Source organism: Neoasaia chiangmaiensis (assembly GCF_002005465.1).
In the GTDB taxonomy this organism is placed as follows: Bacteria; Pseudomonadota; Alphaproteobacteria; order Acetobacterales; family Acetobacteraceae; genus Neoasaia; species Neoasaia chiangmaiensis.
The window spans coordinates 2,148,150-2,174,975 of record NZ_CP014691.1 but is presented as its reverse complement, the minus strand read 5'-3'; the positions used below and the strand labels follow the sequence as shown (position 1 = coordinate 2,174,975).

Here is a 26,826-nt window from a genome sequence, read left to right as displayed (position 1 = left end):
CTTATACGGTCTGCGCGCCCGCAAGGGCGCTGACATCGAGGCTGACGGCGTTGTCGGACGCCGCATTGGCGAGGGCGAGGATCGCGGCATAAATCTGGGCCCAGCTGGCCTCCGAGACGTCGGACACACCGAGATCGGACGCCGCGAACTGAAACCAGAGGTTCAGACGCGCGGGGCTGATGCCCACCGCCGCGGATCCGTCATAGCCGCCCAGCCAGACCTGACGCCGGTTGACCGGTGCCCCCATGATCTTGTCCTCACGGATCGCCCAGTAGCTGGCGCTGACGCCCGTGACCGGGTCCGTGACGTTCTTTTCAAGCGCCATCATTCACCTTTTGCGATGTAGGGAATATTCATTTGGGTCCCGGCCGACGACTTGCCGAAGTTCAGCACGAATCCGGTATTGGTGACCGACACCTGCGAGCCGTAACCGACCTGCACGAGCGCGTTCTGCTGATCGTGCGTGACGGTCGGGCCCGAGGGACTCTGGAAAAACGGCGCACCGTTCGAACGCGTCGGGAAGGGCACAGCAATATTGCCGTTGCTGTCGATGACCTGGTTCATGGCCACCGTGGCAACGGTCATCGTGCCGTTTTCATTAACGTCCGCGTGAATTCCTTGTCCGGCAAGCGGCCGCAGCAACGACTGGACCATCTGGTTGTTGCTGCCGTCCTGCACCCGCTGGACACCCGAAGGCCAGAGCAGGAAGACGGAATCGAAATCGCCTGCCCGATTGCTGGTGCCCCCTGCCTGGTATTCGAAGGCAGTGTAGGGATTCGTCGCGGCAAGAAACGACGTCCCGCGAAACCGGGCGCCATTCGTCTTGTTGTCGGTATAGAAGATTGACGTGTCGCCGCCGTTGGCGTCGGAAAAATCGCAGCACAGGCCGTCGCTGACGACATCGGCGCAGTCGATCAGCGATACATAGGCACGACGTGTGCGTGGCGTGTTCGTCGTGTCGCCCGGCGCAGGCGGAAGGACCGAGCCACTGGTGTTGTCCAGCGCATTGCTGATCAGATAGCCGCCGCGGATGCGGACGTTGCGCACGTTCTTCAGATCGTAGCCGTAGCCGTAGCCCTGCCAGTCACAATCGGTGAAGTACCATAGCGGCGACTGGTAATCCGCGATGTCCGACCCCAGAGCTGACGGACTGACATTCGCCTGCACCATGCCCCATCCGGAATAGGAACGGCAGGAATAGAAGACCTGCCCTTCCAGCTGCCACGCCACATTGTAACGCCACCCCCAGAAGTAGTTGACGGTCATGACGTTGGCGAAGGTGTAGCTGAAGCAGCCATGCCCGGTGTTGTTGCTGACGACGTCGATCGCACCATACTGCTGGACGGAGTAATCCGGGCCGAAGAAACAGCCGTTTCGGCACTCCCATCCTCGCGGCACGTTACGCACGACCATCGGGCGTGCCCACTTGAACAGCGTGAAATCCGTGGTGGTCAGGCAATTCGGAAAGTTGCTCGGCGCGGCGTTGATCTCGATACCGATAGAGCCCGAACCATGCGGATTGCCGTCCTGCAGCATCGCATTGGAGAACTGGAAATAGCCGGTTGCCGGTGCCGACTGTGTGCCATGTTGCCATCCGCCGGCACCGCCCGAAATCATTTCCAGAACGGTGTTCTGCTGCCCGGCCCCGGTGATCGAGATGTTATGCGCGCCGCTGGTGATCCGGTTGGCGATCAGGCTGCCGCATGCCGGAAACCGGAACAGGATGGTCGGCAGCGCGATCGGCGCCGGTGTCAGCGTGCGGGACGCGTTGATGATCGCCTGAATGGCCCCGGAATCGTCGTGGCTGCCGTCGAAGGTGGCGCCATAGGCGCGCATCAGATGCTCGTCGGCGACGATCTCGTAGCCGGTCGCCGCCGATGGCGCGCCGGTGACGGTGAACAGCAGCCCCGAGCCCACGCCCGTCGGCGACAGCCGGCCGTTGACCAGGCTCTGCACGTCCGACAGTTCGATCGGCTGTCCTACAGCAAGTGTCATCCCCAGCTGTCCCTGCCCCAAATCCCGGCATCCCAGATGCCGACGGCCCCTTGGCCCGAATACGAAAAGATGATGATGGTGTGCGCAGGCACACGCGCACGGAGCTCGCACTCCAGCGCGGAGCTGCCCCAGCTGGCGAGCGGCTCTTCGACATAGGACTGATCGACTTCGAAATAGCTGACCACGCTCGCCGGGGCATTGACCTGCCAGGCATACGCCCACGATTCGTCGTAGAGCGGTTCCTCGACCGTCATGATGTCGACACGCGCCGGCACGAATTCGGTGATCGTGATGTCGTAGCCCAGCGATGCCGCGAAAGCCGTGAAATAGGCGATCGAGGAACCGCCACTGTCGGTCAGCCGCGTGACGACCTGGCGTTGACGCGATGCGATCGTTGGATCGGTGCCCGCGCACGGATCAGGCAGGCCGAGAGAAGCCTCCCATTCCGGCAACAGCTCCACGGCAGTCGCCGGGAAAGCGTCGGTCAGGAGGTTGGCGGCACGCGCGCCATTACGAAAGAAGGTCCTGCCCCAGACGCCGGCAAGCCGGCTCGGCAGGGCATCGGGATCGCGCGACCAGATTGCGCCGGAGGGCAGCAACCGCAGCAACGCCTGACGGAACGCCTCCGCCGAGAACGTGATATTGCTCACGCGCTACGCCGAACACTGGACAGTGCCGAGCGTAGGCATGGCGCCCGCGTTCACGCCAGTAACCGGCCCTGATGGCGAAGACACATTGAACTGCGACAAGCCAAGCGCCGCAATCGCCTCGTTCCACTGATTGGGGTAGATCGTCCCTCCAGGTGATGACAACCGCGTAAACATGTCCGCCAGTGCGTCAGTAATCAGGGCTTGCGTCGCCGATGTATTGTTGCTGCCGAGACTGGAGATCGTGAAGTTGACCGGCTGGGCGACCGGCGCACAGACAATGACGAGTGCCGTGACCGGACGCACGGCGTAGATCGCATCGGCGACCGTAAGCTGGTCGCCTGATGCCGTCACATAGCGCGGGTCCTTGCTCGCGGTGCCGTCTGTTCCTTGTGGGAACCCGCCATTGGCGGCTTCGGCATTATCGAGCATGATATAGACAACGACCGTTCCCGCACCGAATCCGAGCGGATTGACCCAGACACGCGTCACGCCGGGGACATCGAGAGCCCATCCCTCATAGTCGTCCGCCGCCCCGTTCTGTCCGCCTTCCGCAAAGGCATCCAGCATCCGGTTGCGCAGGCTGTCGTCCGTTTCGATATCGGCGCCGCCGGTAAACGGCGCGCTGACGACGCCCACGCTCTGCACACCCGGCACGGGGCTACCCAGCGTGGCCACAGCGCCGACCGCAAGATTACCGGCCGCGCCTGTCGCGCCCATCGTGCAGGCGGCAACAGTGCTGCCGTTTGCCGTGACGCTGTCGGCGGTCGTGGTCGCGGACAGCCCCCCGGTGATCTGGACTGTCGTGCCGGGCGGAATGACATCCGTCCCGCTGGCGACGAATGTCACGGATCCGCTGGCCGCCGTGGCGGCCTGGCGAGTCTTTCCCTTGAGAGCCGCCCATCCCTCAAGGAATATACCGGTGGCTGTCCACGGCACCGCCTGCCTGGCAATCCAGTCGAGGTAGCCATAATGCAGGTTCGCCAGCCCAGCCAAAACCATGCACAACACGTAGAGAACCGAGAAGCGCAACACGGCGACCACATTCGGGATGCCACCGTTGAGCACGTCCTGCAGGGCCTGCTGCCGCAGCTGGGCGAGAGTCGGACGCTGGTAGGCCATTCAGGTCAGGCCCTCCCAAGCCCAGGAATAATAGAATGTCTGTGTCGAGCCGGTCGGCTCGGCGATCGTCACGGCAAACTCGACAGTGCTGCTGCTGAGCGCGCTCCATGCCGCATTCACGGTCACCCCGCTGGCCACGCCGTCATCGATCAGCCATTGCAGGGCCTCGCGGCAGATCGCTTCGAGTTCTAATGGAATGGCGTGATCCCCGGATTTGATCGCGCGGCGCAGCTGCCAGAGACGCGAGCCAATCGGCAGATCCGCGTAAGCATCACCCCACCACCCTCGCCGATCGCTCATCCCGCTGTTGGCCGCATTGCCCGGCGCCGCGATGCCAACCGCCTGATCGCCGGATGATGGCTGCTCGGGCGCTACGCGATCCGTGAACAAGCTGACCATGACTGCCGTACGCAACGGATTATCCAGCGCCAGATCGCTCGACACGATGGACCAGTCGCCGCGACACTCGCGCACGTTCCAAGTAATCGCGATATCCATGATGTTCCGTTCAGGTGGCGACGGGCGGTCCAGACTGGCCGGATCCCGGCTGCACGTCGCTGGTCAGATGGTTCACGAGCGAAACACCGTTCGCAATGACGTCCTTCGTGACGGTCAGGGTGCCGTCCAGCAGCGCCTGTCCGTTATGCGGCACGATCGCAATGGAGCCGTCTGCTTTCATCCAGATCCGGCTGCCGGTTTGCGGATGAAACACGCAGACCTCGCCCGGCTGGAGATCTGTCGGCCGGTTGCGCTGATCGCCGGTTGCGACCGCCACGCCACGCGAGCGGTCACCGTCCTGGAAGACGACGATGACATCCGAACCCGGCACCGATCGGCTGGCAAAGCCGTAGAGCTGCACCATCGGCACATCTGACCGCAGCTCACCGCCATTCAGGGCGACCTGCACGGTCGGTGTGCTAGTGGATTCGTTCGTGTCCGCCGTCTGGCGCCCGATGCCGAGCGCCATCGAAATGCGCCGCGCCAGGCGCGTCATGACCATGGACATGGAAAATCCTAACTGCTGAGCGCGGCAATGCCCTCATTCTGCTGGAACGGCAGGATTATCGGTTCCGGCAGGAAGGCTTCCTTCGGCATCAGCACAGCGTCTGCGTGCGTGCCGTTGTCATCCTGACGGAAAGTCAGCTCGCCAATGACAAGATCGACCGAACGCCCGGAGCGCGTGGTGACAGGGGCCACCATGTTCGGCTGCCAAAGCTTGCCTTCCGTGTCGCGCCAGCTGTCGCACGTCACATTGACGGGCTGCGACCGACCGTAACGCCGCGCCACTTCCCACTGCACTCGCTTCGTGGTGATCGGCAGCGACAGACCTGGATCGCCGAGCTCGACCGGGATCAGCATGTGACGCGGTCGCGTGACGCCGGGATCCTTTGCAACCGGCCCGGCCGTCAGCGCCTTCATCTGATCGACATAACCCTGGTCGCCGGGTTTCGTGAACAGCATGATGGTGGTGGCCAGGATGGCCGTCACGTCGGAGTAACGCCCAGCCTGGCTGTCCACGCGCGTGAACCGTTCGACATTCCGCCCGATCTGGAAGCCGGAGGCCGATCGGGAGCTACCGACCCCCGAAAGGGCGATGCTGCCGTCCGGCTGGTCATAGAAGAGCACACCCGCAAGGCGGCTCAAGCGTTCGATGACCTCGTAGGCTGTTTCCGTCAGGATGATCGAGAACTGCTGGACATCGATATTGCCCGCGCCGTTGATCGACGCGACATTGATCCCGGCAAACGCGCTGACCCGCTGGGCGATCGCAAGAGCGTTCGTGCCGTTCATCTGATAGGTCGAGAACTCGGCCGCGCAATCAACAAGATCGATGCTCTTAGAGGCGACCGAGATCTGGAGAGTATGGTTATCGCCGTCGAGGTCCTCGACCACGGTCACGACATAGCCGGTCAGCACCAGCGTCGTGCCGATATAGACCGCGCAGTCCGCGCCCGACGTGATATCGACGGTCGTGCCGTCTGCTGGCTGATACGACGTCATGCCGAAATCTGCTGTCCAGGGCATGATGTCCACGCCACAGCGGATCACGACCGACGTCCATCCGCTGATGATCTGGCCGCCCACCTTGATCGAGGCGACTTCCGACGTGGCGGCATCCCAGCCCAGAATGCTTTTCAGCTCGCTGATAAATCCACTCACGATGACAATGCCTTGAATTCTGTCGGCATGAACGCCGGATGGATCGGATCGGCGCGCTGGATCAGCTCGTCGCTGCGCGTCGCATCGGCGTAAAGCTGCTGCGCCAGCAGAAGGGCAGGCAGCGGCGCGTTGCGCGTGATCGTCACGATGTCGGGCAGACGCGCCGCCCGGTTCGCAAGATCCTGCGTCACCTGCGCCTGCAAATCGCGCATCGCCTGCCACGTTGCATCGTCGCCCGCATCCGCTGCGATCGTTGCTTCCGCATCGAACAGGGCCGCCACCTGCGCGGACAGTGCCTGAGCGTCGTCCGACGATGCCGGCGTCCAGTCCGAGCAGGCCTGCGCGATCGAATACAGCGCCGCCTGACGACACAGTGCAGCCGTGGCTGTCTGAACCGTGGCGATCGCTGCACCGATCGGCGCGCTGGACGTCGTGACGACCGGCGCACAAGCGACCATCGGCAGCAACAAGGCGATCTGCGCGCCCGGATCCGCGAGGGATGCCCGGACCGCTTCCGTCAGCGCGAAGACCGCCGCGGCGATCTCCGAGGCGCCGTTCGCAGCCGCCACATTGGAAACGGCCGCTGCAATCGTCGCCCGATCGGCCGTCAGCTCATCGATCACAGATGCTTCCGTCGCATTCGGATCCGTCAGACCACCATTTCCGGCAGCGTATCGTCCGTTGTTACCCGGCAAGACCGATGCCGCAGACGACAACGCCTGAGGCGAATTCGCTGCTTGCGTCGCAGAGGTCGACCATCCGGATGCCACGGCGACCGCCGCCCGATTGACCGAACTTCCCTCGGCAAACGATGCGCTGGTATTCGAGGCATAATCGGACGCCGCCGCAACGGACATCGCCAGCGCCGCGACGCCGATCGCCGCATGCAGCGACGTGAGGATCATGTTGCTGAGGTAGTTCGTCTTTTCGACGAACTCGAAGTCGAGATCGACGACGTTCTTCACACCGTCGCGCTCGCGCCACTCGAACCGAACGCAATGCGCCTGCACGACACCGATCGTCGGATGCATCAGCAGGCCCGAGCCTTTCGTCTCGGCTGCCGTCACCAGCAGGTCACGCTGCGCGTAAGCGAACGGACCGACCACGAAGCCAGCGATTCGATATGAGCGTGCGGCCTTGCCGAGGTCCTCGACCTCTATCCCGTCCCGATAGGGGTAGGTATGCGACGCCAGGCGCCGACCGTTCGAGCCGCCGCCACCGACCACCGCGAACGGGACGCCTCGGAACGAGCACTGCAGGAACTCAGCGGCCGTGCGGGTCAACGTTCCGGACATGCTCAGTTCCCTGTGGCGGTGTTGATCGGATCCATGGCGCGCTGCTGACTGACGCTATGCACCGTCAGACCAGAACTGGTGCCGGTGACGCGCACGGACGAACCGGGCGGTGCGTTCGTGTGCGCAACCTCGACCCGCAGTTTCTGCGGGCCACCACCAACCATATCCTTGAGGTCATACAGACCCTGATGGAGATCGCGGGCGAACCAGTTGCTGCCGTAGCGATCGTTATTGCCAAATCGCTCGTAAAACTGGTTGGCAATGGTCGCCCTGCGCTGCGACTCGGCTTCCCGCCGCGCCTCGTCGGTGTAGGGAACCTCATCGTAGTAGGCGAAATCGTGTCCTGCATCGGCTGCCGTTGTCGCCGACAGGACGCGACGCCCGGCACCCCCACGGGTTGTCCGGAGCTCATCGACCGCGAATTTGAGCTGCTGGTCATGCGTCGCATCGAGAATGCTGCGGCCGCCGTTCATCGCGGCGTAATCGCCCTGACGCTCAGTATCCCACTGGAACAGACCATAATGCGAGCCATTGACGGCGCGCTCATTGCCGGCGCTTTCCGCATATTCACTCGCCACCATGCCGGAGGCCTGTGCCGGCGTCAGACCCAGCTTCCTCAAAGACTGATAGTCTCGATAGAAAATCGGATCGGAACGCAGGTGGGAATTGCGGATGCTTCCCAACGGGCCGGAAGAATGCGGGCCGCGAAGGTCGAGCTGCAATTGGGCGAGGCGCGCGCGTTGACGGCGCTCATACAGCGCATTCAACGGGCCACCCACACCCTGCATGGCGCCCGTTCCGCCGAAAAATTCGCCCCAGCTCGTGGTAGACTCAGAGGAACCCGCCCCAGGGGCACCACCGCCTAATATCCGACGGAAGGCAGGCGAATCGTCCAGCCGCTCGATGAAATGAAGCACGCGCAAAAGCGCGTCTCCGACGGCAAAGATATCTTTCTTGATCTCAGCCCAGCCGCCGTTCTTCAGCCAGGTCGTAAGCTGGCGGACATGCCGAGCGATACTGGTGTTGATCCAGTCTCGGTTGGCAACGACCCAGTCTCGCATCATCTGGATGACGGGGAGAATGGCGGGGCTCAGCGCCTCAGCCAGTTCGTTTCGAAATCCCTCGGCCGCTTGCGTCAGGCTTCGATATGAACGCTCGGCATTGGCCGCCGCCTCGACGTTCTTGTCCGTCATCCCGGCGTTTTTCTCGCCGGCCGCGACGTTCGCCAGCCATTCCTTCTCAGTCTGCTGGAAGATCGGCAGCAAGCCCTGCGCCGCGCCGCCAAAAATCTGCGTCGCCGCGATCGTGCGAGCCGCCGGGTCGCGGATAGCCCTCAGCTTCTTGGCAATTCGATCAAACATCTGCTCAGGCGCCAGCTTGTGCAGATCCTGAAGACTGATGCCCAGCGCGTTAAATTGCGCAACCGCCTCTGGAGCGTATCCGTTGACGGCCCGCCACCGCGTTTCCGACAAGCCTTGCAGGGCGCCGGACATTGCCTCGGCCGATCCACCCGCCAGATCTGTCGCGTTCTGCAGCGACTTCAGACGTGCAGGCGACATGCCAATCGCACGCGCCGACGTCCGCAGGTTCGTGCCCATCTGCCCCCAGGCACGGGCCATGCTGAAAACGCCGGCAATACTGGCGACGCTGGTGATCGCGCTTAGCGCGGGAATGATCTGACCAATCGCCCGATACGAACCCATCGCCGAGCGTGTGACGCGCGAGAAGCCGTCACTGAGGCGATTGAGCCCGGTCAGAGAGCCGAAACGCGACATCGCTGCCTGCGCCCGCCTGACAGGTTCCTGCAGCCGCGCGATGCGCGTATTGATCCTTTCCAGCGCAGAGCTGGCTTGATCCTTCGCGCTGATCGCGACCTTAACGCCGGTTCCCACGCCTTGCTTCCTTCTGCCGCTGCTCGACGATCCGGCGTGCGTCTGCGACCGCCGCCATCATGGCCGTGCCGGACAGACTTTCCTGGTCGCCGCGCGTCCAGCCGGTGAAGATCTGGCTCAGGTCAGCCGGGAGCTGCTCCCAATCGCCTGGCCAGAGGTAAAAAAACCGGTGAGATAGTCGGCCGCCTTGACGAATTTGCTGATGGGCAGTCGCATGACCGCTGCCGGGTGCCAGCCGCTCACGTCTTCGACAAGCTTGATCTCGGCCCGGAACGAGGCCTCGGCCGTCATCTTGGCCTCAATCACCTTGAAACGGCGACGTTCCGCTACGACGGGCTCACGCAGCATCATCTCGCCGTGCTGCCGACCACCACCATCGATCGGGGGATCGAAGGACAGGATGAGCTGCTCGGAGAAATCCGGCGTCTCGTCCAGATCCCGGCGCGCGTCACGCTCGAATTTCACGACGTATTCGATCGCTTCGTCGAGCTGGCGGGATCCAAGCTGCTCAATCCCCGTCTTGGGCCAGCCGGCGACGCGTGCCACGAGATCGATCTGCGAATCGTAGACCGATTCGAGTGTCGCCCGCTTGCCGATCACCTGCGTTGCGCAAAGAAAGGCGAAGACGCTCGGCTCATGCAGCCGAAGTTCAGTGAACTGGCCCGTCTTCGTCTCGATCGGTTTCGGGGGAACGAAGACGCCTTCCTCGACGCCCTCCTTCACCTCGTCATCGACCGGCGACAGCGCCGCCAGCAGTTCCTGATCAGTCGGCTGGGTCATCAGGACACCACATCCACGGTCACGCTGTCGCTTTCGACATGCAGCTCGAACGTGCCTTCCTGCGTGTTGAGATTGATCGCCTCGGTCTGCCACCCATTGGTGCAGGTGACGACCTTGCCATTGGCCTGGACGATCACGATGGTCAGCCCCGACGCGCCCTGAAACGCCGAAACGTCGCGATCGCGCCGGTCACGCAGGGTCATCTGGACGAAGCCCTGCTGCGGCATGACCGAGAAGCCTTCAACCGCCGATTGCCCTTTCAGGGTCTCGTTGACATCGCCCGAAGGCTGATACTGGCATTCGCTGACGATGCTCCACGGCTCGCCATTGATGGTGCAGGTCGCGGTGCCCGCGAGGGGCCCGCGATAAACGGATCCGGACACGGTCCCCTCCTTACGATTTCACGAATTGGGCGTTGCCCGCGATGACCCAGAGCTGATTGGCGAAGTCGTAGGGCATCAGCAACTTGACCACGCCACCGCCGATATTCTGCGCGACGATGTTCGCCGCGAAGGTGTCAGCGTTCTGCACCCACAGCTGCGACGCCTGCCAGCGATAGCGCGACGCACAGAGCTTGCCGATCAGCTGGGCCGTGGTCGCCTTCACACCGGCCGGGATCTTGGTGCCGTCCGCCACCAGGATCGAACCGCCCACCTGCTGTGCAAGGAAGCTGCTCATATCCTGCAGGCAGACTTCCGCCTGCAGCAGCGTCTCGATATCGAGATAGCTGTTGTCCGGCTGTCCCTCGGCATTCTGCTGATATGTCGTCAGCAGCCGCTCTATATATACTGTACCGTCATCGGCGACCGTGTGCGTCGACATCCCGTCATACAGCAGGCTGGATCGCTGATCGAAGGTAAGGCGCCCCGCGTCGGATGGCGCCATGACGGTCAGCGGAATACCACTGATCGGCAGCGCCGGGTTGTTACGCATCGACACGGCAACCTGCGCACCGATTTCCGCTGCCCAGTCCATCGGCGCGTTCGGACTGTCAGAGATCGGCATGATCGTCTGATGCGGATCGTTCTGTGTCAGACCGAACGCCGTTGCCTGCCCATAGGTGCCGCGATACGCGGTGATCCCGTGACCATAGAGCTGCTGCATCGGCGACCAGCGACCCGTGTCATTATCGAACAGGCTCTTGAGGGCGCTGAGGCTGCCCGCATCCGTGTAGGGATGGATGAACAGGTCATAGACGCGGTTGCCGAGCGTCGACAGGACCGAGGCGACGTTCGTCGGATTGGTCGTGCCACCGGACATGGCGCCAATCGTCACCGACACACCTGCCGGGACGGACTGGCCACCCGGCGTGCCGAGCAGCGCGACACCGAGCGCGATATCGTTCCCCGACATACCCTTGTTGAGCGCCGTCACATCGATCTTGGCACTCTGCGCGCCATCGATCGCGATCGAGACCGGCATGTTCGTCACGCCGGCAGCTGCTGCAACAACGTTGGCCGCGATCGTGGCCGCCGTATCGCCCGCCGTCACCAGCGTGGAGATCAGCTGATCGCCGACATACAGTGGCAGCGTACCGGAGGCCGACGCAGTCCCGGAGATCGTGAAGCTGCCCGTCGCACCAACGGCACTCGGGTCGTCGGCCAAAGGCAGGACCCAGACTTCGCCGAAGCTGTCGAGCTTGCGATAGCGCGCCACCATCCGGGCGCACTGCGAACCCGCGCCGTATTTGGCGATCGCGTCGCTCGGCCCGTTCGACAGCGTCGCCACACCGGCCACGGCCGATGCGCCTGCCAGCTGCTGCCCGACGATCAGCACGCGCCGCGCTGCCGAAGCTGTGTTGGCCTTGGAGTTGTCGAGCGCGAAATAGAAGCCGGGAACCCGATTGGCAGCGTTATAGCCCGGCACTGTGATGGTCCCGCTCATGCCGACACCTCATGCGTCTCGATAGGAGGCGACACCGCCTTGACGGGAGAAGGATCGACCTTCTCGACATCGCCATTGTGCAGGGCCAGAAGCCAGAAACTCGTTTCAGGAACGTCCTGCCCGCTCTCGGCGAGCAAACGCCGCGTGCCGGGCCAGCGCACAGCGCGGCCCAGTGCCGGTTTCACCAACATGGAAAACCTCAATTCTGTGGAAATGGGACCGCCATATCGGCGAAATCGGGATTGCCCTCGGCCTGCATCTGGCCCTTGATCTCGGCCAGCGGTGTGCCTGGAGGCGGAAAATACTCGGAATATTCCAGGCCCATCAGGATCCTGAGCTCAGCGATATGATTCCTGCCCGAGCTATCAATAACGAGGCTCGATCGAAGATGCGTGACCTGCTGAATCGCCTCTTGAAGAGCCGCGCTGCACATCAGCGCCATTTCGATCTGCTCGCCAATTACCTCAGCGGTCAGTTCTGCTTTCTCAGGCGTTCCGCCAAGAACCTTGGCTCGAATGGCAAGATTTGCAACGCGAGTGAAGCCTTGCGCAGAGCGCCCCATACTCTCGCCGTCATCTTCAGGAACCTGAAGTTGAATAGTGGGGAGGGCGGCAGGGGTCACTGGCCAGGACCGGGCGGTAAAGACATTCTCACCGGCGAGCGTGTCAGCGTCCCGCAAAGCCTGCGCCGCCATTTCGCGGAGGTCCGAACGGTAAAGGGTCATTTTCTCTTTCCGCATCGTTCAGGATGAGCGTTGCTGAACCATGGCTATCAGACCGCACCTCCTGAATCCGGTAGGTTTGCTTTCTGATAATCAGAATATCGCCCTGTTGCGGTTCAACGCCGTATTGGACGAACTGCGACAGCTGTATGCCAACAATAGGCTTGGCACTGGATACGTGTACGGGGGTCAGCCCGTCTTCCTCCCCACCAAGAGGCTGAAGCGCCAGAAACCCTTCATCGAAGATTCCGCTGATGGGAATCAGACCTCCCAAGAGCGATGACTGCCATTGGATCGGATCGTCACTGAAAATCTGCTGACAGGGTCCAATGACGAGTTTGTCCCAATCCAATGGCATCGAATCAGCTCCCCAGGCGGCCGGATTGGAGGATTTCCGGTCGTGTGCAAATGTGCAGCGGGTAGGAATAGACTTCCTGGCGCCACCAGAAATTGCGATCACGATCGAAAATCGGGATCACATACATCGGCTTGCCCGGCGTATTGACCCATTCAACGGATTCGCCCGGTGCCAGTGCCCGCTGGAAGACGCCAGGCGCATTAACCGGGAAGAACTTCGCCTTGTCTGTCGGCACGGCGATAGTCGAATTATCGTTTGAACCGCGATAGTTGAACCAGCTCACGCCGCCGAAATCCATGGCTTCGAAGGCCGTTCCCTTGCGAAGTTCTTTGGCAGCTTCCCAGTTGAAGTATGTTTTCAACACATCCGGGTGAGTAATCAACGCGTCCCAGAATTCATCGCCACACATGGCGTAGATCTTCGTGGACGGCGTCCAGGCGCCCTGCGCCGCCCGCATCATGGGACGCACGACCTTCTGGTTGATGAGGATACGAAGCGCACCGTCCTTGGGCGTTGCTGCACTCAGGTTGAAACCAATTTCGGTCGGCCGCTTGATGCCGAATTCATCAAACCAGTCGAAAAGCACTGAGCCATCGGCATCGAGGAGCTGGCCCTGAATCGCCGATAGGCGATGCAGCTCCCAGGTATATTCCATATTGGAGGTCAGGCCGGTCGGTCCTGCAAGTCGGCGCGCAACTTCAGTCTGCACCTGCATCAGCACAGACTGTTCGCCAAACTGACGCACGTTCTGGAGCTCAGTCGCGTAAATGGTATCACCATGCGACAGGCGGGGAGTTTCGAAGTAACGCGCTGTGCGCTTCTCGGTCTGACGCTCGGTTGCCGCCGAACCACGTGCGCTGGTCGGAATCACGACGAGCTTCTGGTTACGTTCCTCGACCATCAGCGCGGTCGTGCGGATCGGCTTATCCTCAAAGATATTAAGATCGCCGATGCCGGTCGGCTGGAACGGCACCCGGTCCACGAACGTGGTGAGTTCCATGCTCGTGAAAGGGTCCTGATTGAATACGTCTAAAACGCTCATGTTCGTCCTGGGGCGTACAGTGCGACGCCCGCCACACTAAGAAGGTGGGCGGGTGACCAATTATTATGGAAATCCTTGACCGCTAAGCGGCAACGGGATTAGCGGGCGACGATGCCCTGCGCCTTGAGCTGAGCAAGCGCCTGCGCCTGCAACGTCGCGGCATTCGCCGCGGCCTCCACAGAGGCGTCCCATTCCAGTTCGGCGCCGTTCACCTCGGCCATGCGGGAGATTACCGTCACCTTGCTGGCGCTTTCGGCTTCAACGATCCGGCGATTGAACAAGACTCCCACCGCGTTTGCAGCACCGGTATAGGGCACATACTGTGGCTCGCTCGTCGCCACGACGACAATGGTGAAGCCGTCACCCGCGACAAAAGGCGTGCTGCCTGCCGTCACCGTAAACCCAAGGCCGCCGCCCGAAAACGCTGTCCCGGCCGTGCCAGTGCCGATGACACTCCCATCGGGCGCCGTGACGGTGAAGTCGGTCGCATCGGTAAATTCGATGCTATAATTGGCTGGCGCCGTCCCGGTTGCGACAGAGATCGCGCCGATCGTCCCGTTGCCCGTGTTGCCTTCATTGAAGGTAAACTCACCGGTGACGGAGGTCGCAGAGCTGAGAATCAAACCACCTTCAAAGGAGATCGGTGCAGATGTCTCGTTGACCAGGACGCCTTCGTCGCGCGACAGAAAGCCATTGGCTTCGCGGACGAGGAACGCGCCAGTATAAAAATGTTCGTTCAGAACAGGGCTGACCATCGTCAGATCCTTTTGCTGTCAGATGAAATTACCGGCGCGTTTTGATGCCGGCGCTGGCCGCCGCAGCGTCCCAGGAGCTGGTGACAGCCTGCCGCCGGTTCGGCGAAGGTGCCGATCCCGAGACACGGAAGTCTCCGAAGGATTCCATCCGCGCGGACAGACCGGTTTTCTTTGGCTCTTCGCCAGCAGCAGCTGCCTTCAGCAAGCTGACGGCTTCGCGACGCGGTAGGCTCGTGTTGAACGCAAGATGCGCAGCAAGGTCAGGCCGCTTGCCGGCCGACTTGCTGCCGAAAATCGCGGCGCAGCGGGCGCGCTCGCGCTTGCGGGCGGCACGCGCTTTCGGATCCTCTTCATCATCAGCGTCATCGTCGTCAGCATCATCGCCGTCGTCGTCAGCGCGCTTTCCCCTGGCCGTTTTCCGGCTTTTGGGCTCATCGTCACTGCCATCATCATCAGCGTCATCGTCGCTGGTTTCATCACCCTCTTTCGCGCGCTTGCCCTTGGCGCTCTTCGCGTCGGTGCCGTCGTCATCGTCGTCAGCGCCAGGGGCATCGTCATCTTCCTGATCGTCGTCCCGGTCCTCGGCGCGCTTCGCGCGACGAGCGGCTCTTGCGCCGGTGCCGATCAGATGGGCAAAGCTCACACTCGAGCCCAGCAAAGCATCGCGGGTGCGTGCCATGGAATGTCCTTTTGAGAAATGCGGCGATGCCGCAACAAATCAGAGCGAGCCAAGCAGCTCGGCGAATGCTGCATCCGGTGCCGCAACGGCATCCGCGAGCTTCGCATCGACGCCTGAAGCGCCGAGAAATGTCCGGGCTTCAAAGCCACGGACAGTTGAGGCTTTGATCGAGCGATTCCGCGCAACCGTGTCGCAGAACAGTTCGCCCATCTCATCGATGTCTGCCTGCATCCGAGCAAGCGCATCTTTCGACAGGGCCTCAAACTCGGATCCTTCGGCTTTATAGGCGCCGTATCGGATCATGGTAACGACGACACCGCTTTCGGAAAGCGCCTTCGTCAGATCCACATGCATGCAGATCACGCCGATCGACCCAGTTCCGCCAGTGCGCGGCACAGTGATTCGGTCAGCAGCAGACGCAATCGCATACGCGGCGCTATAAGCGCTCTCGTTCAGAACCGCGTGAATCGGCTTCTGCCCGCGCGCGCTGTAAATAGCGTCGGCAAGATCAAAGCACCCTGCTACTTCGCCGCCTGGGCTATCGATATCGAGCACGATGGCTTCGACATCGGGATCGTTCAACGCAGCAAGAAAGTTGATGCGGATGCCGTCATAGCCAGTCATTCCCGAAAACGGCCGAAGCGTACCGAGTTTCTGAACGAGCGTTCCCGTTACAGGAATAATCGCGACGCCAGCCACGACCTGGTAGGCACGATCAGGGGCGCGGTCCTCGTCAGCCAGAAGCATCGACGACTGTGACAGAGCGCGCATGGATCCGTCACGGAACATGTGGGTAACGCCCAGTCGATCCGCCAATGCCGCCACCACGATCTCGGCCTTCTGAGGCTGGATCGCGATCGGCGTATTGAAGAGACGCTGTGCGAGATGGGGTAACCTGCTCATTCGGCGTCCGGTTTCTTTGTGGCCTGGTTCATGGGGGAACCCATGGCCCATTGGGGATAAGGAAGGTTTCGCTCCGCCATCATCTGGCGTTCAACCTGGCGCTGATCGAGGACCTCTTCGTAATCCAGTCCCTGTTCGGCGCATTCACGTTCGAGAGTGTTGAACCCGGCGTCGAGACCGATGACGGCACCCTGACGTTCGGACACCGGGTCGACCCATCCGCGGCCAGGTCCGATCCACGAGCAGCGCGTGTATGCGGTTTTGCCATCCAGGAAGTCAGGCGCATTACGCGGCAACGGAACGCGCTTTTGGTCAAATACCTCTTCGGCAAAACCGGAATAGATCGGATTCGCCAAGCTGACCGCGAAATCGTTGCGGCGACGATGCATCGTTTTCCAGATTTCCAGCATGGAGGAGCGGGACGAACTGTAATTCGTCTTGCTATAATCCATGCTCAGCTGCTCGGCAGACGTTCCGATTCCTGCCGCAAGGTTTCGTAAGAACGTCCCTTGGAATGCGTCGAACCCGCTGTTGGGCCGCGTGGCAGAAACCGTTTTGACTTCTTCCCCAGGTGGCATGACCGGGATACGCGCGCCGCCCAGGGTGAGCTTATTCTCCGAATGCCACTCCTGACGCATTTTCTGATATTGAGACAATTCCCCGTCACTGAGAGCGTTTTCCACGTCTTCCGGGTCATACGGGCTCTGGATGAAGGTCGCGAAAATCGTCTGAATCAGAGCTTGTTGCAGTTCTGCCTTGTCGTAATTGGCCAGCATTTTGAAACGGCTGAGTACGGGGATGAATGCACTCAGGCCACGATGCTGCCCGGCGTCGTCGAAATCGTAGGAGTGGACGACGACCGGTCGCCCCCATGGGGTGAACCGTGGCAGACGATCCCACGTCATGCTCTGGATGGCGTCGAAATAGTCAAACTGATGAGCCTGCCGAACGTGATACGCAATCGGGGCACCATCATTGTTGATCTCGACCCCTCCGCGCAGACTGTGGGTGTCCATCTGCTGGAAGGGATTTGATAGGCGATCCGGATGGATCAGCTGCAGCGTGGTCGCATAATCTGCGCCCATCTCGATATTTTCCGGCATCCAGCGCAAAACGGCGAGGGCTTCGCCGTCTTTCATCTGATGCATGAACGCCAGTCGAAACATCTGCGTCACGGTAAGCTTCTGGGCCGCGTCGCAAAACAACTGGCTGTTTTCCGACCACATCCGCCACTCGGCTTCCATGGCTTGTCGGAACTCTTTCGCCCACACGGCATCAAATGCCGATCCGTGTCGGAAACGAAGCGCACGATAATCCGGATTGGAAACCAAGCGAAATTGCGCGCCCACCACGTTATCCGTGATGCGCGTAACACTCCCCCGAGCCCAGCCGTCATTGCGGAAAAGGTCTCGTGACCGCGCTGCCATACGGTCGCGATCAATGTTAATCTCCGCATCCGGGGAACGAAGCCACGGATTCCAGTCCGCCGTTTCCGCACCGAACATATTCGCTGCGTCGTAGGCGAACGGGCCGCCCATGCCCCCCATCCAGTTTGGTGGCAGCGTCGCCGGCACATGACCGTTTGCTTGCGCCTTGCCCGAGAAGGCTTGGCGCATACGAGTGAAAAAGCCCTGCTTCATCGGAAATATGGCCTTATCGCGCGGCGTGACGTCCCAACGCCCAGCAGGGCATTCAATTCACGAAGCATGTTTCGGAGCTGGGCCTCGGATGCCCCGGCAAACGTGACGTTTCGACCGCCCTCGCCCTGCGTGTATCCGGCGCTCTGCGGTCTGGTGCCAGACAGGAGACCGATCAGTTGCTGCTGCGCGGTATTGCGCGCATCAGTAACCTGCTGTTCGGTCATTCCGGCGTAGGTGCCACGCGGCACCGGGAAAATGGACTTCGGCATTAAAAACTCCAGCGAGACCGGCGCTTCTGCGATGCTGGCGTCGAGGTTTCGACCAAGGACTGGCCATTCTTCGCACCGACATCGTCGTTCGGCCCGCTCCCTTCTATCGACAGCGCAGTCGCGTGCCGGACCTGCTCTGGATCTGGCCTCTCTGACGCTATCTGGTCCGCCTTCGCATTAAGCTTCAGGCCCATGTGGTAGAGGCCGCAGAGCGCCGCATAGCTGTAGACTGCAAGGTCCAAAGCCTCATTGTTCCGTCCTGGAAGCTTTTCCCAGACACGAAAAACTTTTCCCCTCTCGCTTTTCCGGACGGAACGTTCTGCGACGAGCTGAGCAAAATAGTTTACGTCGCGATCCGACGGAAAGTGCATGTAGCCAGGTTGGGGCTCACCGTTGTCGGCAGGTTTCAGATGCAGCCGGGAGCGGATAACGTCCTTGGCTGCATTGACGCCGATGATCACTGGCCGAAACTTGGACTTGTTGCGCGCAGTGATGCGCTTGCTCGGCCATACGGGAGACCGCGCCCCACCACGAGCGGACTCGCCCTTGATAGCCCAGATTTTGCGGCCGAGGCGCGCTTTACAGAACTCGTAGACCTTCTGGGTATGATGACCACCAGAATCGAGGCATGCCGCACTGACTGTGAACGGCTGGCCGTCCGCCCGGAACCATTGCCGCTTCAAAGCAGAATCGACCTGTTCCCATACCTCGGGCCCGTCTGGATCACCTTCAAAAACCAGGTGCGCGATCGACCAACGTTCTTCGTTTTTTCCCCAGCCGACAATCTCAAGCTCGATGCGGTCGTCCTGCGTGTCGCCGCCGGCCGTAAGTATGGCAACACCTTCCGGAACCTCACCGGCCCATACTTCGGTCCGGGCGGCGAGGGTGATCTCGTTGAGAGCTCCTTCGCCGCGGTCCTCGTAAGGGAGCCCCAGGACGAGATTAACAAACGTCTGGCGCTCAAGCGGCTTGTCCTTGACCCGCAGCCATTCAGCCGCAAGCTTTCCCCATGCTGCATTAGGAAACAGGGAATACCCCGCCCAAATATGAAACGAGGCGTGACCCTTGAACGGCTTCTCCGCGATCCACTCGCCTGCCTCGACCATCTCGGGCTTATCGGCCTCTTCGATGATGCAGCCATTGTGACGGCAGACGTAGTGCGCAGTCTCTGGGACATTATTCCCAGCGGCATCCTTGTCCCATTTGATCCCATGCGGCGTTTCCTTACCGCCCCATTCCAGGACCTGCTTCTCGCCGCAATGCGGACACGGCACGTAGAAGCGACGCATGTCGCCTTCTTCGTATCGGGCCTCGATACGGCTGAGCCCTTTGACGGTCGGTGTGGACCCCGCAATGACCTTACGGTTCCAGAAGGTCTCCGATCGCTTGGCGCCCAAGGCGATCTGATCGCCTTCCGTGCCCGCCCCGCCTACAGGGTAGCCGTCCACTTCGTCGAACATGACAATGCGGACGGTAATACGGCGAAAGCCGCCGGGACTGTTCGCACCAACCAGAGTCAGCGATGCACCGTTGCGCATCGTCTTCTTCAGGATCGTCTGATCTGTTGATTTTGCTTTCGGGTTGCCCGCGATCTCCGACAGTACCGGGGTATCGCGCAACATCGGCTCGATTTCAGTCTTTGAGTAGTCCTCGGCATCTTCGACGCGGGGTTGCACGACGAGGATGGGTGACGGATCCTGATGGAGGTAGTAGCCGATTCCGTGATCGAGAATTTTCGTGTAGCCGACGCGGGCCGACTTCATCACCGAAACCTGTTCGACCGCCGGGTCTGACATCGCGTCCATAATACCGGGCTGATAGGCAAACGCTTCAAACTTGCCCGTCTGGGCGCTCGTCTCCTTTGACAAGACGGCATATTCTGCGGCCCACTGACTGATCGTCAGCTTCGGCGGTGGTTTGAGGTTCAACTTGCGAGCGTTCACAAGCTGACGACAGAACTCCGCGTATCCTGCGACATATTCTGTCTCAGGAAGCAGCATCTCCATCGGCTGTCAGTTCTTCCAGAGCGCGGATTATGAGGTTCAAAAGTCGGTCCTGCAGTTCCGTCACCGTTTTGAAGCGGTGGAGCGTCGGAGCCTGCTCCGCTGGGATGGCAAGGAGCCGTGTCCGGACCCGGGCATATTCTTCCCCGACCTTCTTCGCGATCAATGCTACATCGACAACCTTGCCAGCCTTCTGGTCGTACTCGAGTTGCTTGAGGCGCGCGGCGAAGTTTTCCTTCAAACAGATTGCTGCGTTCAGCGGCAAGAGGTCGCCGCCAGCTTCCTTAACGATCCGCTCTGCCGCTTCCGCCGGAGTTTCGTCCTTCGCGGGTGCGGACACTTTGCGTCGTTTCGCCGGTGCGGACACTTTCGGTTTGTCCGCACTGCGTTTCACCAAATTGTCCGCACGGTTGTCCGCGCCCCTTCGCGTCGCTCGACGCCAATCTCCATCGACCTGCGCGGGATCGATAGAACCATCAGAAAAGCGCTGGATTCTGCCCTTTTCAATGGCCCGACGCACCTGCTTATCATCGCAACCGGCGAGCCGCGCGAATTCACGGATCGAAACGCCGGTCGCGGCAGGTGCGGACATCTTTTTTCAACTCGTAGCTAGGGAACACTGGGGCTGGCGCAATCCCCGCGTTACGGCAGGGGGGTAGGAAGGACCCAAAGACCGGGGGGGTATTCACGCTCCACATTCGTGGATTTCGCGCAGGTTCGCAAAATCCCGAGAAATCCGGCACTTTTCAGCGAAACGCCGTCGCAATCGCCTTTCTCATCGCCAATTCGAGGGCGCGAGGACCATTCTTGGCCACAACCTCAGCGACACGATCTCGATAGTGCATGCGCTTCGTCACCGGCTTGTTATCACCGAAACGCAGAAGCAACGTCAGCCCAGTATTCTGATGCCTTGTGGCGTTCAAGACACCACGGCGACCACCCTTGGGCTTTCCGTTCGCGTTGAGCTTCGGAGTACGAAGCCAGAAGCCAGAAATGCCATGCACAGTGCCAACGAACACATCCTTGCGTTCCGCCAACCGCTTGATGAGTCCATTCGGCAACTGTCCGAACTGATCCAACCGGATATCAGCGGGAATGAGCAGTCCCTTGCCTGGCGTTTCATGCTGTCCGCCACTCTCATATGGCGTCAAGTACTTCGCCTGAGCGTCTTTGAGAGAAACGATCGCAATCAGATTGCGCTTTGAGGCTTTTCGAACACGCGACGAATTTTGCGTGAAAGGCCGCGGATTATCGAAGATCCGCGACATTGCATCATTCTCGGCCCGCATCGCTTGGAAGGCCAGATCGTTCAGCGCCAATGAAGTGGCAAACGGAATCTGCTTCTGCAGATCAGAAATCTGTTTTCTGATCGCAGAAGTATCGAGCTTTATCGACAGCATGAAACCAGCAGCCGTCAGAAGCTACAATCGAATGAGCCACCACTGTCGAAACTACTCCCGCCTCCACAATCGTAACTGGGCGAACTATCGAAACTGAAGAAGCCCCCTCCGCTGTCGCCTGTCGGTATTGGATCCCACGATGGCGAAACGCTTTCGATCGTATGTTCAGTTACGATTTCGCTTCGGTCATGCCCCATGCTTCCCAATAGATCGCCGATAACCAGACCTTCAACGAGACCAGTCGCCGAAGAACCACTCTGAACGACAACAGGCGATGAAGGTGCAACCGGAGATGCTTGCCGCATCATTCCCATATCATCAGCACGCGAAGCGAAGCCGCGCGGCGAGGAAGCGGCCGTTTGTCCAGGTCGCCCGGAAACATTGACGCGATGAGCTGTCAGTTGCGCACCACCCGCACAGTCCTCGGCGTAGCGCACTCGGCGCTCTACGCGCCGTGCACGGCTTTCCTCGATCTCCGCCGAAAGGCGACGCATGCGCTCGGCAGAGTTACGCTTTGATCTGGCGCCAATCATGATGGGCGCCGTGATAGCAAGAATGAGCAGGCAGAGACTGAGAACGGAAAGCAGAACAAAACCGCCGCCAATATGAACGTGGTGATACATGTTAATTTTCCGGGCCAGAGATAAGGAGCTCACGCGCCGCAGTTGAGCCCTTCCCCACACCGTAAGACGTGGTAACGGGCTCGATCGTGAAACGCGAAAAGATGGCCCGCACCTCGGGCCGGTCGTTTAACGACAGCAGGAAGCGACCTTTGATCTGAGCTAATAGCCCCGAAAGTCGCTCGAAATCGTCTCGATGGAAGACGTTCGGGCCGTAGTCTTTCTCGCAGCCGAAATACGGTGGATCGAGATAGAAGAGCGTCCCCGGCCGATCGTAGACACTGATGACACGCTCGAACGGCAGACACTCGACAACGACGCCCGATAACCGCTGGTGAACCTCATCGAGCAATGGTCCAAGCCTCGCGACATCAAAACGTGCAGGCCGGGCGACATCCACGCCAAAATTGCGTCCGCTAATTTTGCCGCCAAATGCCAGTCGTTGCAGGTAAAGAAAGCGAGCTGCGCGCTCCAAATCTGTTAACGTTTCAGCCTTCGCTGCGACGAGACGTTCGAATTCCGATCGGCTTGTGATCTGGAACCGCAAGAGGTCCATCAGGGCAACATAGTGCCGCTGCAATATGCGGAACAGATTGGAGACATCACGTGAGATGTCGTTGATGACCTCGGCTTTTGCCCGGAATGGGCGGCGAAGGAAAACACCGCCCATTCCCACAAACGGCTCGACATAAGTCGTGTGCTCGATAGCGGAGATTTTCTGCACGATGATTCGTGCGAGATTACGTTTGCCGCCCAAATAGGGAGCGACAGGCGCTGCCGGATCGGCAGGCGTTAACCAGTTGTTAACCATTTGGTGCCCAATATGTCCCTGCTCCCTCGGGAGTCAGGGCGGGGGTTCCCGTGCGCAGTGTGAGCTGCGCGGCTTGAGCTGTGTCAGCAGCTCAGCCCCTGCCTGCATACCCATCACCTCTTGTGCGTCAGAACGCGCTGTTACATCCTGTGTCAAAGCTTCAATGCAGGTTTGGCTCAGTTCTGAAGGTGATGGCCGTGGCGGCAGATCTTATTCTACAAATGTTCAATGACATGAGGCAGGCGCAGCTTGCGTTACCTGGAGTGACTGATGCCTCAAAGGAGCTTGTCAACTATTTGATCAGCGACCCCCTCCGCCGGGCTAGGCAGCGGAGAGAAACAAACAGTGAAGCAGTGATGGCGCTGGCCCGGGCTAAGATTGGAGATCAACCAACGATCCCATCTGACGAGATATCGGAGACCAACACTAGGCCAATCCTCGAAGCAACGATGGACGATGACCGTAAGGAATTCCAAGAAATTTGGGCTTGTCTATTGGCCAAGACTGCAACGGGTCATCTCCGAGGCTTCCGCAGAGAATTCATAAAAACTCTTCGTTCGTTTGAGCCAATCGATCTGCTTGTCTTCCGGTATCTCTATGGTGTCACCTCGCCAGTCGGGCCTAACAAATACTGCAATATCGATGGGATAATAAAGTTTGTCGAAAGTGCAAGCCATGAAAGCGGAGCAAATATCTATCGCAATGAAATCGAGATTTCACTATCGCATCTTACTTCACTCAACATCTTCACTAAACCAAGCAACAGCATTGGCATAGAACGTTTAGCCTCCACTGCCTACGGGGCGCAGTTATACACAACAGCGCATTCAAATTAATCGAACTAGGCACTTCTAAGCCCGGGCCATATCCAGAGGCACCTGAACGAACGGCTCGCGCTGCCCTACACGCTCATGGAACCGCACATAGCTGCGCGTCGCGTCCACCTTAACGGACGCGGTGATCGCATGCATAGCGCGGTTCCATTCATCATCGTCGATCGAGAGCCGCCGCAACGCCAGAATCTTCGTTGCGCTGAGATGTCCCTCTTTCCCAACATCGAACGCGTCCATGACAATCGCCCGGATATTGTCGTTCGCGCCCTCGCTCCACCGCGTTAGACAGCTATCGATAAGCTCTTTCGCAACCTGGAGTTCTGGCCCGAAGCTGATTGCATCGCCGATGCAAATCGAGACACGAAGACGGCCATCATAGCTGGACAGCGTAAGATTGCCTTTCGCACCACCCTTCTTCGCGTCGTACTGCTCGGACAGCAGATCGAGCAGACTGGCAATATCGGCAAAGCAGGTCTCCCGGAAGGAGCGTAACGCCTCACGATGCTGCGCAGCCTGCTCGTGTAACTTGCGCACGAGCTCGTCCTGAAGCAGGTCCTCGGCGCGCACGTTCTTTCGAGGCACGAGACGACCGGCGGAGTCAGTCATGTAGTCGTCAGGATTATGGCTCACGCGACGATATCCTTCGCTTCACGAGCCGCCATTCGCCGGCAGCGCTGCGCTTCTTCCTGCGCCCAGATGCGTTTACCCGGCAAACGGTCCGTCCGGGCAATACGATCATATCCGTCCGCAGCCCGCGCCCACACATTGGCCTGTGTCGGCACGAAATCAGCGGGGCGGTAAGTTTTGGCTCGAGCCATTGCGCCTCTCAGTTTCATGAGGGCGCATCGCCAACCGCGACGACGTTCAGCCCTTCAGATAATTTCCGGTCCCGTCGCCCTCGCGGACGTGGCTGTATCGCGTCGTGGTGGCGAGCGAAGCGTGGCCAAGGGTGGCCTGCACGACGTGAGCCGGTGCGCCGTTGTCCAGCGCATGGGATGCATTGGCGTGCCGGAGCCAGTGCGCCGAAACGCTGTCTGGCAATCCGGCACGCCCGGCGGCCCGCTTCACGAGGCGATGTGCCGCGCTCAAGCTCAGCTTGCCGCCATCATGGCCGGGGACAACTGGCGTATCGGGCCGGTTGTCTACTCTCAGCGCCATGAGCTCTTTCCACAGCTTGGCCGGGACCGGCACGCTGCGGGTTTTCCCGCCTTTCCCGAAAACTGAGGCAATGCCTCCCTGTTGCCGGCGAGTCATATTCCGCCAGGTCAGCGCGCACATCTCGGAGATACGAAGCCCCAGAAGATAGAGGACACGAAGGCATGCCCTCTTCCGTGGACTTTGCTCGCGGTCGATCATCCGCAGCACATCTTCCTCGAGGAGGATGCGCTCGTTCAGCGTGTCGCGCTCCCTCTCGAGCCGAAGCGCCGCACCAACATCAACCGGGAGCAGGCGAACGCGCGTACCGAATGCGAGCCCCGACTTCACGGAAGCAAGCTTCCGGCGCCGGGTCGCATCCGCACCATCGAGAGAGGTGTACCAGTTCTGCAGGTCGTCCAGCGTCACTTCGACGAGCGGCTTTACCACCCATGAACGGAACGCTTCCATGTCTCGCCGATAGGCCTTCACCGTGTTTTGAGACACGCCATGAAGCCAGAGCTGCATCAGCCTTTCGTCGTCGGAGATATTGGACGATTTTGAGGCTACGCGCTTCGCCATTCGTCCATATCTCCACTAACACATTGAAATGTCGTCATTTCATGCGCCTTTCGAGTGGACTAAATCCGGCAGATAACAGTAATTATCTGTCGGCCTTTCGGGCCGTATATCGGGTTATCTGCCACATCGCTCTTCCATCGGTGCCAGATAACTCCGGATTATTCTGCCGCATTTCGTGCTCATCAATCGGATGGCGCGCCGCCTACTTTCCGACCGCAGTCACCGATCCTCGGACCTCGTCCGAGCACCGATCGCACAATGCCGGCTGGCAGCTTCTCGATCTCACGCGTCTGCGCCTCCCGCTGCAACGAAAGCGTGACGTCGCTCAAAAGCGCTGCGTCTGCCTGCCCGACGCGAGGGGCAAACACATTCGTCCGCCAATGAGCGTCGCAACACCGCAGCACGACATTGTGTGTGCTCAACGAGAGGCAAGCTGCTTCGGGCAGACGCACGTCTGATCGATGAATTTCCGTGCGACCCCGAATGAGCGGCACGACGCGCGCGAGACCGTCCGCAACGGCGACAATCAGTACATGACGATTGCCGCGCAGGACGATATCGCCCACACGCGCTGCCGCGACGTTTTTCATCTGGATTCGCTTTTCGGGGGGACGCCTTGCGCCAATAAAAAAGGCGTGGACCGTTTCCAGTCACACGCCTATCGAGAGCCTATACGTCTACGCTCGTCACTTGGCCCAAGTCAAGCGCGCCAGAATGTGCCTGGCTGCCCGTCAAAAAATTCCACCAACTGCTCCAGAAGAAATTCGACAGCGCCCGTGACGAGCTTCCGATCCTTCCCGGCTTTCGCCGCAAGAGCGCTCATCGAAAGACCATCGATCGTCAACCAGATCAGATATTGCTCGGCCAGGGCGCCAAGGTTTTTCTTTACCGCCTGGCATCGGCCCATCGCGGCACTACGCGCGATCATCATGTCATGAATGTCGCCGCGCTTGCTATGCCGCGCCCGATCAGGATCCGAAGCGCCCATGACGCCCGTCTCGTAATCCTTGGCCCAACATTCTGCGGCAGCGACATGAGCCTCGGTAATCGTCTGATTTTTGAGTAATCCGTAAAGCCCTGCACCGCGCCGGGCGACAATTCTGGCGTCCTGACCGTCCTTGCGTGTCAGGTCGACGAAAATAAGTGTTTTCTCAGATGCGCCCTCAAACGGGGCGCATTGTTCTTCCGCGTCGATCTTCGCGGCGCTGGCAGAAGACGCCATTACTTCTCCGATCGTGAGATGCCTCGTCGAACAAAACGCCCATCTATGTCCCGCCCATCGAGCACACGTTTGAGGCGGA

At 60.3% G+C, this 26,826-nt stretch carries 32 protein-coding genes; 1 reads left to right on the top strand and 31 read right to left on the bottom strand.

Annotated features, from left to right (window positions below; translation table 11 throughout):
- Window position 1 precedes the first annotated feature (1 nt).
- The 26 genes from A0U93_RS10525 to A0U93_RS10400 all read right to left on the bottom strand — a co-directional run bounded on the left by A0U93_RS10525 (window position 2) and on the right by A0U93_RS10400 (window position 22,976).
- Window positions 2-328, bottom strand: coding sequence for a hypothetical protein (locus A0U93_RS10525; protein WP_077807302.1), 327 nt, complete (start codon window positions 326-328; stop codon window positions 2-4).
- Entirely contained in the window at window positions 325-1,995 is a 1,671-nt protein-coding gene (locus A0U93_RS10520; RefSeq protein ID WP_077807301.1) for a hypothetical protein, read from the bottom strand. The genes A0U93_RS10525 and A0U93_RS10520 overlap by 4 nt, the downstream gene beginning before the upstream one ends.
- Window positions 1,992-2,645, bottom strand: coding sequence for a YmfQ family protein (locus A0U93_RS10515; protein WP_077807300.1), 654 nt, complete (start codon window positions 2,643-2,645; stop codon window positions 1,992-1,994). Before A0U93_RS10515 ends, A0U93_RS10520 begins: the two co-directional genes overlap by 4 nt.
- A 3-nt stretch (window positions 2,646-2,648) precedes the next feature.
- Window positions 2,649-3,764 (bottom strand): baseplate J/gp47 family protein, encoded by a 1,116-nt coding sequence (locus A0U93_RS10510; protein ID WP_077807299.1) that lies wholly within the window; start codon window positions 3,762-3,764, stop codon window positions 2,649-2,651.
- The gene (locus A0U93_RS10505; protein ID WP_077807298.1) at window positions 3,765-4,262 is read right to left on the bottom strand and encodes a phage GP46 family protein; all 498 of its coding nucleotides are present in this window, start codon (window positions 4,260-4,262) and stop codon (window positions 3,765-3,767) included.
- A gap of 10 nt (window positions 4,263-4,272) precedes the next feature.
- A complete protein-coding gene (locus tag A0U93_RS10500) occupies window positions 4,273-4,770 on the bottom strand; it encodes a phage baseplate assembly protein domain-containing protein (protein ID WP_077807297.1) in 498 nt (165 codons plus the stop codon).
- Window positions 4,771-4,778: 8 nt separating this feature from the next.
- A complete protein-coding gene (locus A0U93_RS10495; protein ID WP_077807296.1) occupies window positions 4,779-5,924 on the bottom strand; it encodes a phage baseplate assembly protein in 1,146 nt (381 codons plus the stop codon).
- The gene (locus A0U93_RS10490) at window positions 5,921-7,219 is read right to left on the bottom strand and encodes a DNA circularization protein (RefSeq protein ID WP_077807295.1); all 1,299 of its coding nucleotides are present in this window, start codon (window positions 7,217-7,219) and stop codon (window positions 5,921-5,923) included. Before A0U93_RS10490 ends, A0U93_RS10495 begins: the two co-directional genes overlap by 4 nt.
- 2 nt (window positions 7,220-7,221) lie before the next feature.
- Window positions 7,222-9,111, bottom strand: a complete 1,890-nt coding sequence (locus tag A0U93_RS10485) for a phage tail tip lysozyme (protein ID WP_077807294.1) — start codon at window positions 9,109-9,111, stop codon at window positions 7,222-7,224.
- A gap of 117 nt (window positions 9,112-9,228) precedes the next feature.
- Window positions 9,229-9,891 carry a phage tail assembly protein gene (locus A0U93_RS10480; protein ID WP_077807293.1) on the bottom strand — a complete coding sequence of 221 codons (663 nt, stop codon included), beginning with the start codon at window positions 9,889-9,891 and terminating at the stop codon, window positions 9,229-9,231.
- Window positions 9,891-10,274: a phage tail tube protein gene (locus A0U93_RS10475; RefSeq protein WP_077807292.1), complete on the bottom strand. Its 384-nt coding sequence runs from the start codon at window positions 10,272-10,274 to the stop codon at window positions 9,891-9,893. The genes A0U93_RS10480 and A0U93_RS10475 overlap by 1 nt, the downstream gene beginning before the upstream one ends.
- Window positions 10,275-10,284: 10 nt before the next feature.
- Window positions 10,285-11,775, bottom strand: coding sequence for a phage tail sheath subtilisin-like domain-containing protein (locus A0U93_RS10470; RefSeq protein ID WP_077807291.1), 1,491 nt, complete (start codon window positions 11,773-11,775; stop codon window positions 10,285-10,287).
- Entirely contained in the window at window positions 11,772-11,966 is a 195-nt protein-coding gene (locus tag A0U93_RS10465) for a DUF2635 domain-containing protein (RefSeq protein ID WP_077807290.1), read from the bottom strand. The genes A0U93_RS10470 and A0U93_RS10465 overlap by 4 nt, the downstream gene beginning before the upstream one ends.
- An 8-nt stretch (window positions 11,967-11,974) precedes the next feature.
- Window positions 11,975-12,499 (bottom strand): hypothetical protein, encoded by a 525-nt coding sequence (locus A0U93_RS10460; RefSeq protein WP_077807289.1) that lies wholly within the window; start codon window positions 12,497-12,499, stop codon window positions 11,975-11,977.
- Window positions 12,441-12,854, bottom strand: a complete 414-nt coding sequence (locus A0U93_RS16215; protein WP_147150833.1) for a head-tail joining protein — start codon at window positions 12,852-12,854, stop codon at window positions 12,441-12,443. Before A0U93_RS16215 ends, A0U93_RS10460 begins: the two co-directional genes overlap by 59 nt.
- 4 nt (window positions 12,855-12,858) lie before the next feature.
- Entirely contained in the window at window positions 12,859-13,896 is a 1,038-nt protein-coding gene (locus A0U93_RS10450; protein ID WP_077807287.1) for a major capsid protein, read from the bottom strand.
- A 98-nt stretch (window positions 13,897-13,994) separates the two neighbouring features.
- A complete protein-coding gene (locus A0U93_RS10445) occupies window positions 13,995-14,651 on the bottom strand; it encodes a head decoration protein (RefSeq protein WP_077807286.1) in 657 nt (218 codons plus the stop codon).
- A 28-nt stretch (window positions 14,652-14,679) separates the two neighbouring features.
- Window positions 14,680-15,330 (bottom strand): hypothetical protein, encoded by a 651-nt coding sequence (locus tag A0U93_RS10440; protein WP_077807285.1) that lies wholly within the window; start codon window positions 15,328-15,330, stop codon window positions 14,680-14,682.
- Window positions 15,331-15,369: 39 nt separating this feature from the next.
- Entirely contained in the window at window positions 15,370-16,158 is a 789-nt protein-coding gene (locus tag A0U93_RS10435) for a S49 family peptidase (RefSeq protein ID WP_245824819.1), read from the bottom strand.
- 71 nt (window positions 16,159-16,229) lie between these two features.
- Window positions 16,230-17,873, bottom strand: a complete 1,644-nt coding sequence (locus tag A0U93_RS10430) for a phage portal protein (RefSeq protein WP_245824816.1) — start codon at window positions 17,871-17,873, stop codon at window positions 16,230-16,232.
- On the bottom strand, window positions 17,870-18,142 hold the full coding sequence (gene gpW, locus A0U93_RS10425; RefSeq protein ID WP_077807283.1) for a gpW family head-tail joining protein: 273 nt from the start codon (window positions 18,140-18,142) through the stop codon (window positions 17,870-17,872). Before gpW ends, A0U93_RS10430 begins: the two co-directional genes overlap by 4 nt.
- Window positions 18,142-20,148 carry a phage terminase large subunit family protein gene (locus tag A0U93_RS10420; protein ID WP_077807282.1) on the bottom strand — a complete coding sequence of 669 codons (2,007 nt, stop codon included), beginning with the start codon at window positions 20,146-20,148 and terminating at the stop codon, window positions 18,142-18,144. The genes gpW and A0U93_RS10420 overlap by 1 nt, the downstream gene beginning before the upstream one ends.
- Window positions 20,129-20,737: a hypothetical protein gene (locus tag A0U93_RS10415; RefSeq protein WP_077807281.1), complete on the bottom strand. Its 609-nt coding sequence runs from the start codon at window positions 20,735-20,737 to the stop codon at window positions 20,129-20,131. The genes A0U93_RS10420 and A0U93_RS10415 overlap by 20 nt, the downstream gene beginning before the upstream one ends.
- A gap of 154 nt (window positions 20,738-20,891) precedes the next feature.
- Window positions 20,892-21,545: a hypothetical protein gene (locus A0U93_RS10410; protein WP_077807280.1), complete on the bottom strand. Its 654-nt coding sequence runs from the start codon at window positions 21,543-21,545 to the stop codon at window positions 20,892-20,894.
- 14 nt (window positions 21,546-21,559) lie between these two features.
- Window positions 21,560-22,168 (bottom strand): hypothetical protein, encoded by a 609-nt coding sequence (locus A0U93_RS10405; protein ID WP_077807279.1) that lies wholly within the window; start codon window positions 22,166-22,168, stop codon window positions 21,560-21,562.
- Between the two features lies 1 nt (window position 22,169).
- On the bottom strand, window positions 22,170-22,976 hold the full coding sequence (locus A0U93_RS10400) for a DNA adenine methylase (protein ID WP_077807278.1): 807 nt from the start codon (window positions 22,974-22,976) through the stop codon (window positions 22,170-22,172).
- Between the two features lie 197 nt (window positions 22,977-23,173).
- On the opposite strand from A0U93_RS10400, the gene A0U93_RS10395 reads away from it, so the two are divergent.
- Complete coding sequence (locus tag A0U93_RS10395; protein ID WP_147150835.1) at window positions 23,174-23,812, top strand: Abi-alpha family protein; 639 nt, start codon at window positions 23,174-23,176, stop codon at window positions 23,810-23,812.
- A gap of 15 nt (window positions 23,813-23,827) precedes the next feature.
- On the opposite strand, the gene A0U93_RS10390 is transcribed toward A0U93_RS10395, so the two are convergent.
- The 5 genes from A0U93_RS10390 to A0U93_RS10370 all read right to left on the bottom strand — a co-directional run bounded on the left by A0U93_RS10390 (window position 23,828) and on the right by A0U93_RS10370 (window position 26,747).
- Complete coding sequence (locus A0U93_RS10390) at window positions 23,828-24,439, bottom strand: DUF3164 family protein (RefSeq protein WP_077807276.1); 612 nt, start codon at window positions 24,437-24,439, stop codon at window positions 23,828-23,830.
- The gene (locus A0U93_RS10385; protein WP_077807275.1) at window positions 24,436-24,627 is read right to left on the bottom strand and encodes a hypothetical protein; all 192 of its coding nucleotides are present in this window, start codon (window positions 24,625-24,627) and stop codon (window positions 24,436-24,438) included. The genes A0U93_RS10390 and A0U93_RS10385 overlap by 4 nt, the downstream gene beginning before the upstream one ends.
- Window positions 24,628-24,673: 46 nt before the next feature.
- On the bottom strand, window positions 24,674-25,525 hold the full coding sequence (locus tag A0U93_RS10380; protein ID WP_077807274.1) for a tyrosine-type recombinase/integrase: 852 nt from the start codon (window positions 25,523-25,525) through the stop codon (window positions 24,674-24,676).
- 182 nt (window positions 25,526-25,707) lie between these two features.
- Window positions 25,708-26,115 (bottom strand): hypothetical protein, encoded by a 408-nt coding sequence (locus A0U93_RS10375; RefSeq protein WP_245824815.1) that lies wholly within the window; start codon window positions 26,113-26,115, stop codon window positions 25,708-25,710.
- Between the two features lie 110 nt (window positions 26,116-26,225).
- Window positions 26,226-26,747 carry a hypothetical protein gene (locus A0U93_RS10370; RefSeq protein WP_077807273.1) on the bottom strand — a complete coding sequence of 174 codons (522 nt, stop codon included), beginning with the start codon at window positions 26,745-26,747 and terminating at the stop codon, window positions 26,226-26,228.
- Between the last annotated feature and the right edge of the window lie 79 nt (window positions 26,748-26,826).

Bases quoted from the DNA above. Each gene is read 5' to 3' on its own strand.
- A0U93_RS10525 (WP_077807302.1), bottom strand. From the start codon at position 328: ATGATGGCGCTTGAAAAGAACGTCACGGACCCGGTCACGGGCGTCAGC.
- A0U93_RS10520 (WP_077807301.1), bottom strand. From the start codon at position 1,995: ATGACACTTGCTGTAGGACAGCCGATCGAACTGTCGGACGTGCAGAGC.
- A0U93_RS10510 (WP_077807299.1), bottom strand. From the start codon at position 3,764: ATGGCCTACCAGCGTCCGACTCTCGCCCAGCTGCGGCAGCAGGCCCTG.
- A0U93_RS10505 (WP_077807298.1), bottom strand. From the start codon at position 4,262: ATGGATATCGCGATTACTTGGAACGTGCGCGAGTGTCGCGGCGACTGG.
- A0U93_RS10500 (WP_077807297.1), bottom strand. From the start codon at position 4,770: ATGTCCATGGTCATGACGCGCCTGGCGCGGCGCATTTCGATGGCGCTC.
- A0U93_RS10490 (WP_077807295.1), bottom strand. From the start codon at position 7,219: ATGTCCGGAACGTTGACCCGCACGGCCGCTGAGTTCCTGCAGTGCTCG.
- A0U93_RS10480 (WP_077807293.1), bottom strand. From the start codon at position 9,891: ATGACCCAGCCGACTGATCAGGAACTGCTGGCGGCGCTGTCGCCGGTC.
- A0U93_RS10470 (WP_077807291.1), bottom strand. From the start codon at position 11,775: ATGAGCGGGACCATCACAGTGCCGGGCTATAACGCTGCCAATCGGGTT.
- A0U93_RS10465 (WP_077807290.1), bottom strand. From the start codon at position 11,966: ATGTTGGTGAAACCGGCACTGGGCCGCGCTGTGCGCTGGCCCGGCACG.
- A0U93_RS10460 (WP_077807289.1), bottom strand. From the start codon at position 12,499: ATGACCCTTTACCGTTCGGACCTCCGCGAAATGGCGGCGCAGGCTTTG.
- A0U93_RS16215 (WP_147150833.1), bottom strand. From the start codon at position 12,854: ATGCCATTGGATTGGGACAAACTCGTCATTGGACCCTGTCAGCAGATT.
- A0U93_RS10450 (WP_077807287.1), bottom strand. From the start codon at position 13,896: ATGAGCGTTTTAGACGTATTCAATCAGGACCCTTTCACGAGCATGGAA.
- A0U93_RS10445 (WP_077807286.1), bottom strand. From the start codon at position 14,651: ATGGTCAGCCCTGTTCTGAACGAACATTTTTATACTGGCGCGTTCCTC.
- A0U93_RS10440 (WP_077807285.1), bottom strand. From the start codon at position 15,330: ATGGCACGCACCCGCGATGCTTTGCTGGGCTCGAGTGTGAGCTTTGCC.
- A0U93_RS10430 (WP_245824816.1), bottom strand. From the start codon at position 17,873: ATGAAGCAGGGCTTTTTCACTCGTATGCGCCAAGCCTTCTCGGGCAAG.
- gpW (WP_077807283.1), bottom strand. From the start codon at position 18,142: ATGCCGAAGTCCATTTTCCCGGTGCCGCGTGGCACCTACGCCGGAATG.
- A0U93_RS10420 (WP_077807282.1), bottom strand. From the start codon at position 20,148: ATGGAGATGCTGCTTCCTGAGACAGAATATGTCGCAGGATACGCGGAG.
- A0U93_RS10415 (WP_077807281.1), bottom strand. From the start codon at position 20,737: ATGTCCGCACCTGCCGCGACCGGCGTTTCGATCCGTGAATTCGCGCGG.
- A0U93_RS10410 (WP_077807280.1), bottom strand. From the start codon at position 21,545: ATGCTGTCGATAAAGCTCGATACTTCTGCGATCAGAAAACAGATTTCT.
- A0U93_RS10405 (WP_077807279.1), bottom strand. From the start codon at position 22,168: ATGTATCACCACGTTCATATTGGCGGCGGTTTTGTTCTGCTTTCCGTT.
- A0U93_RS10400 (WP_077807278.1), bottom strand. From the start codon at position 22,976: ATGGTTAACAACTGGTTAACGCCTGCCGATCCGGCAGCGCCTGTCGCT.
- A0U93_RS10385 (WP_077807275.1), bottom strand. From the start codon at position 24,627: ATGGCTCGAGCCAAAACTTACCGCCCCGCTGATTTCGTGCCGACACAG.
- A0U93_RS10380 (WP_077807274.1), bottom strand. From the start codon at position 25,525: ATGGCGAAGCGCGTAGCCTCAAAATCGTCCAATATCTCCGACGACGAA.
- A0U93_RS10375 (WP_245824815.1), bottom strand. From the start codon at position 26,115: ATGAAAAACGTCGCGGCAGCGCGTGTGGGCGATATCGTCCTGCGCGGC.
- A0U93_RS10370 (WP_077807273.1), bottom strand. From the start codon at position 26,747: ATGGCGTCTTCTGCCAGCGCCGCGAAGATCGACGCGGAAGAACAATGC.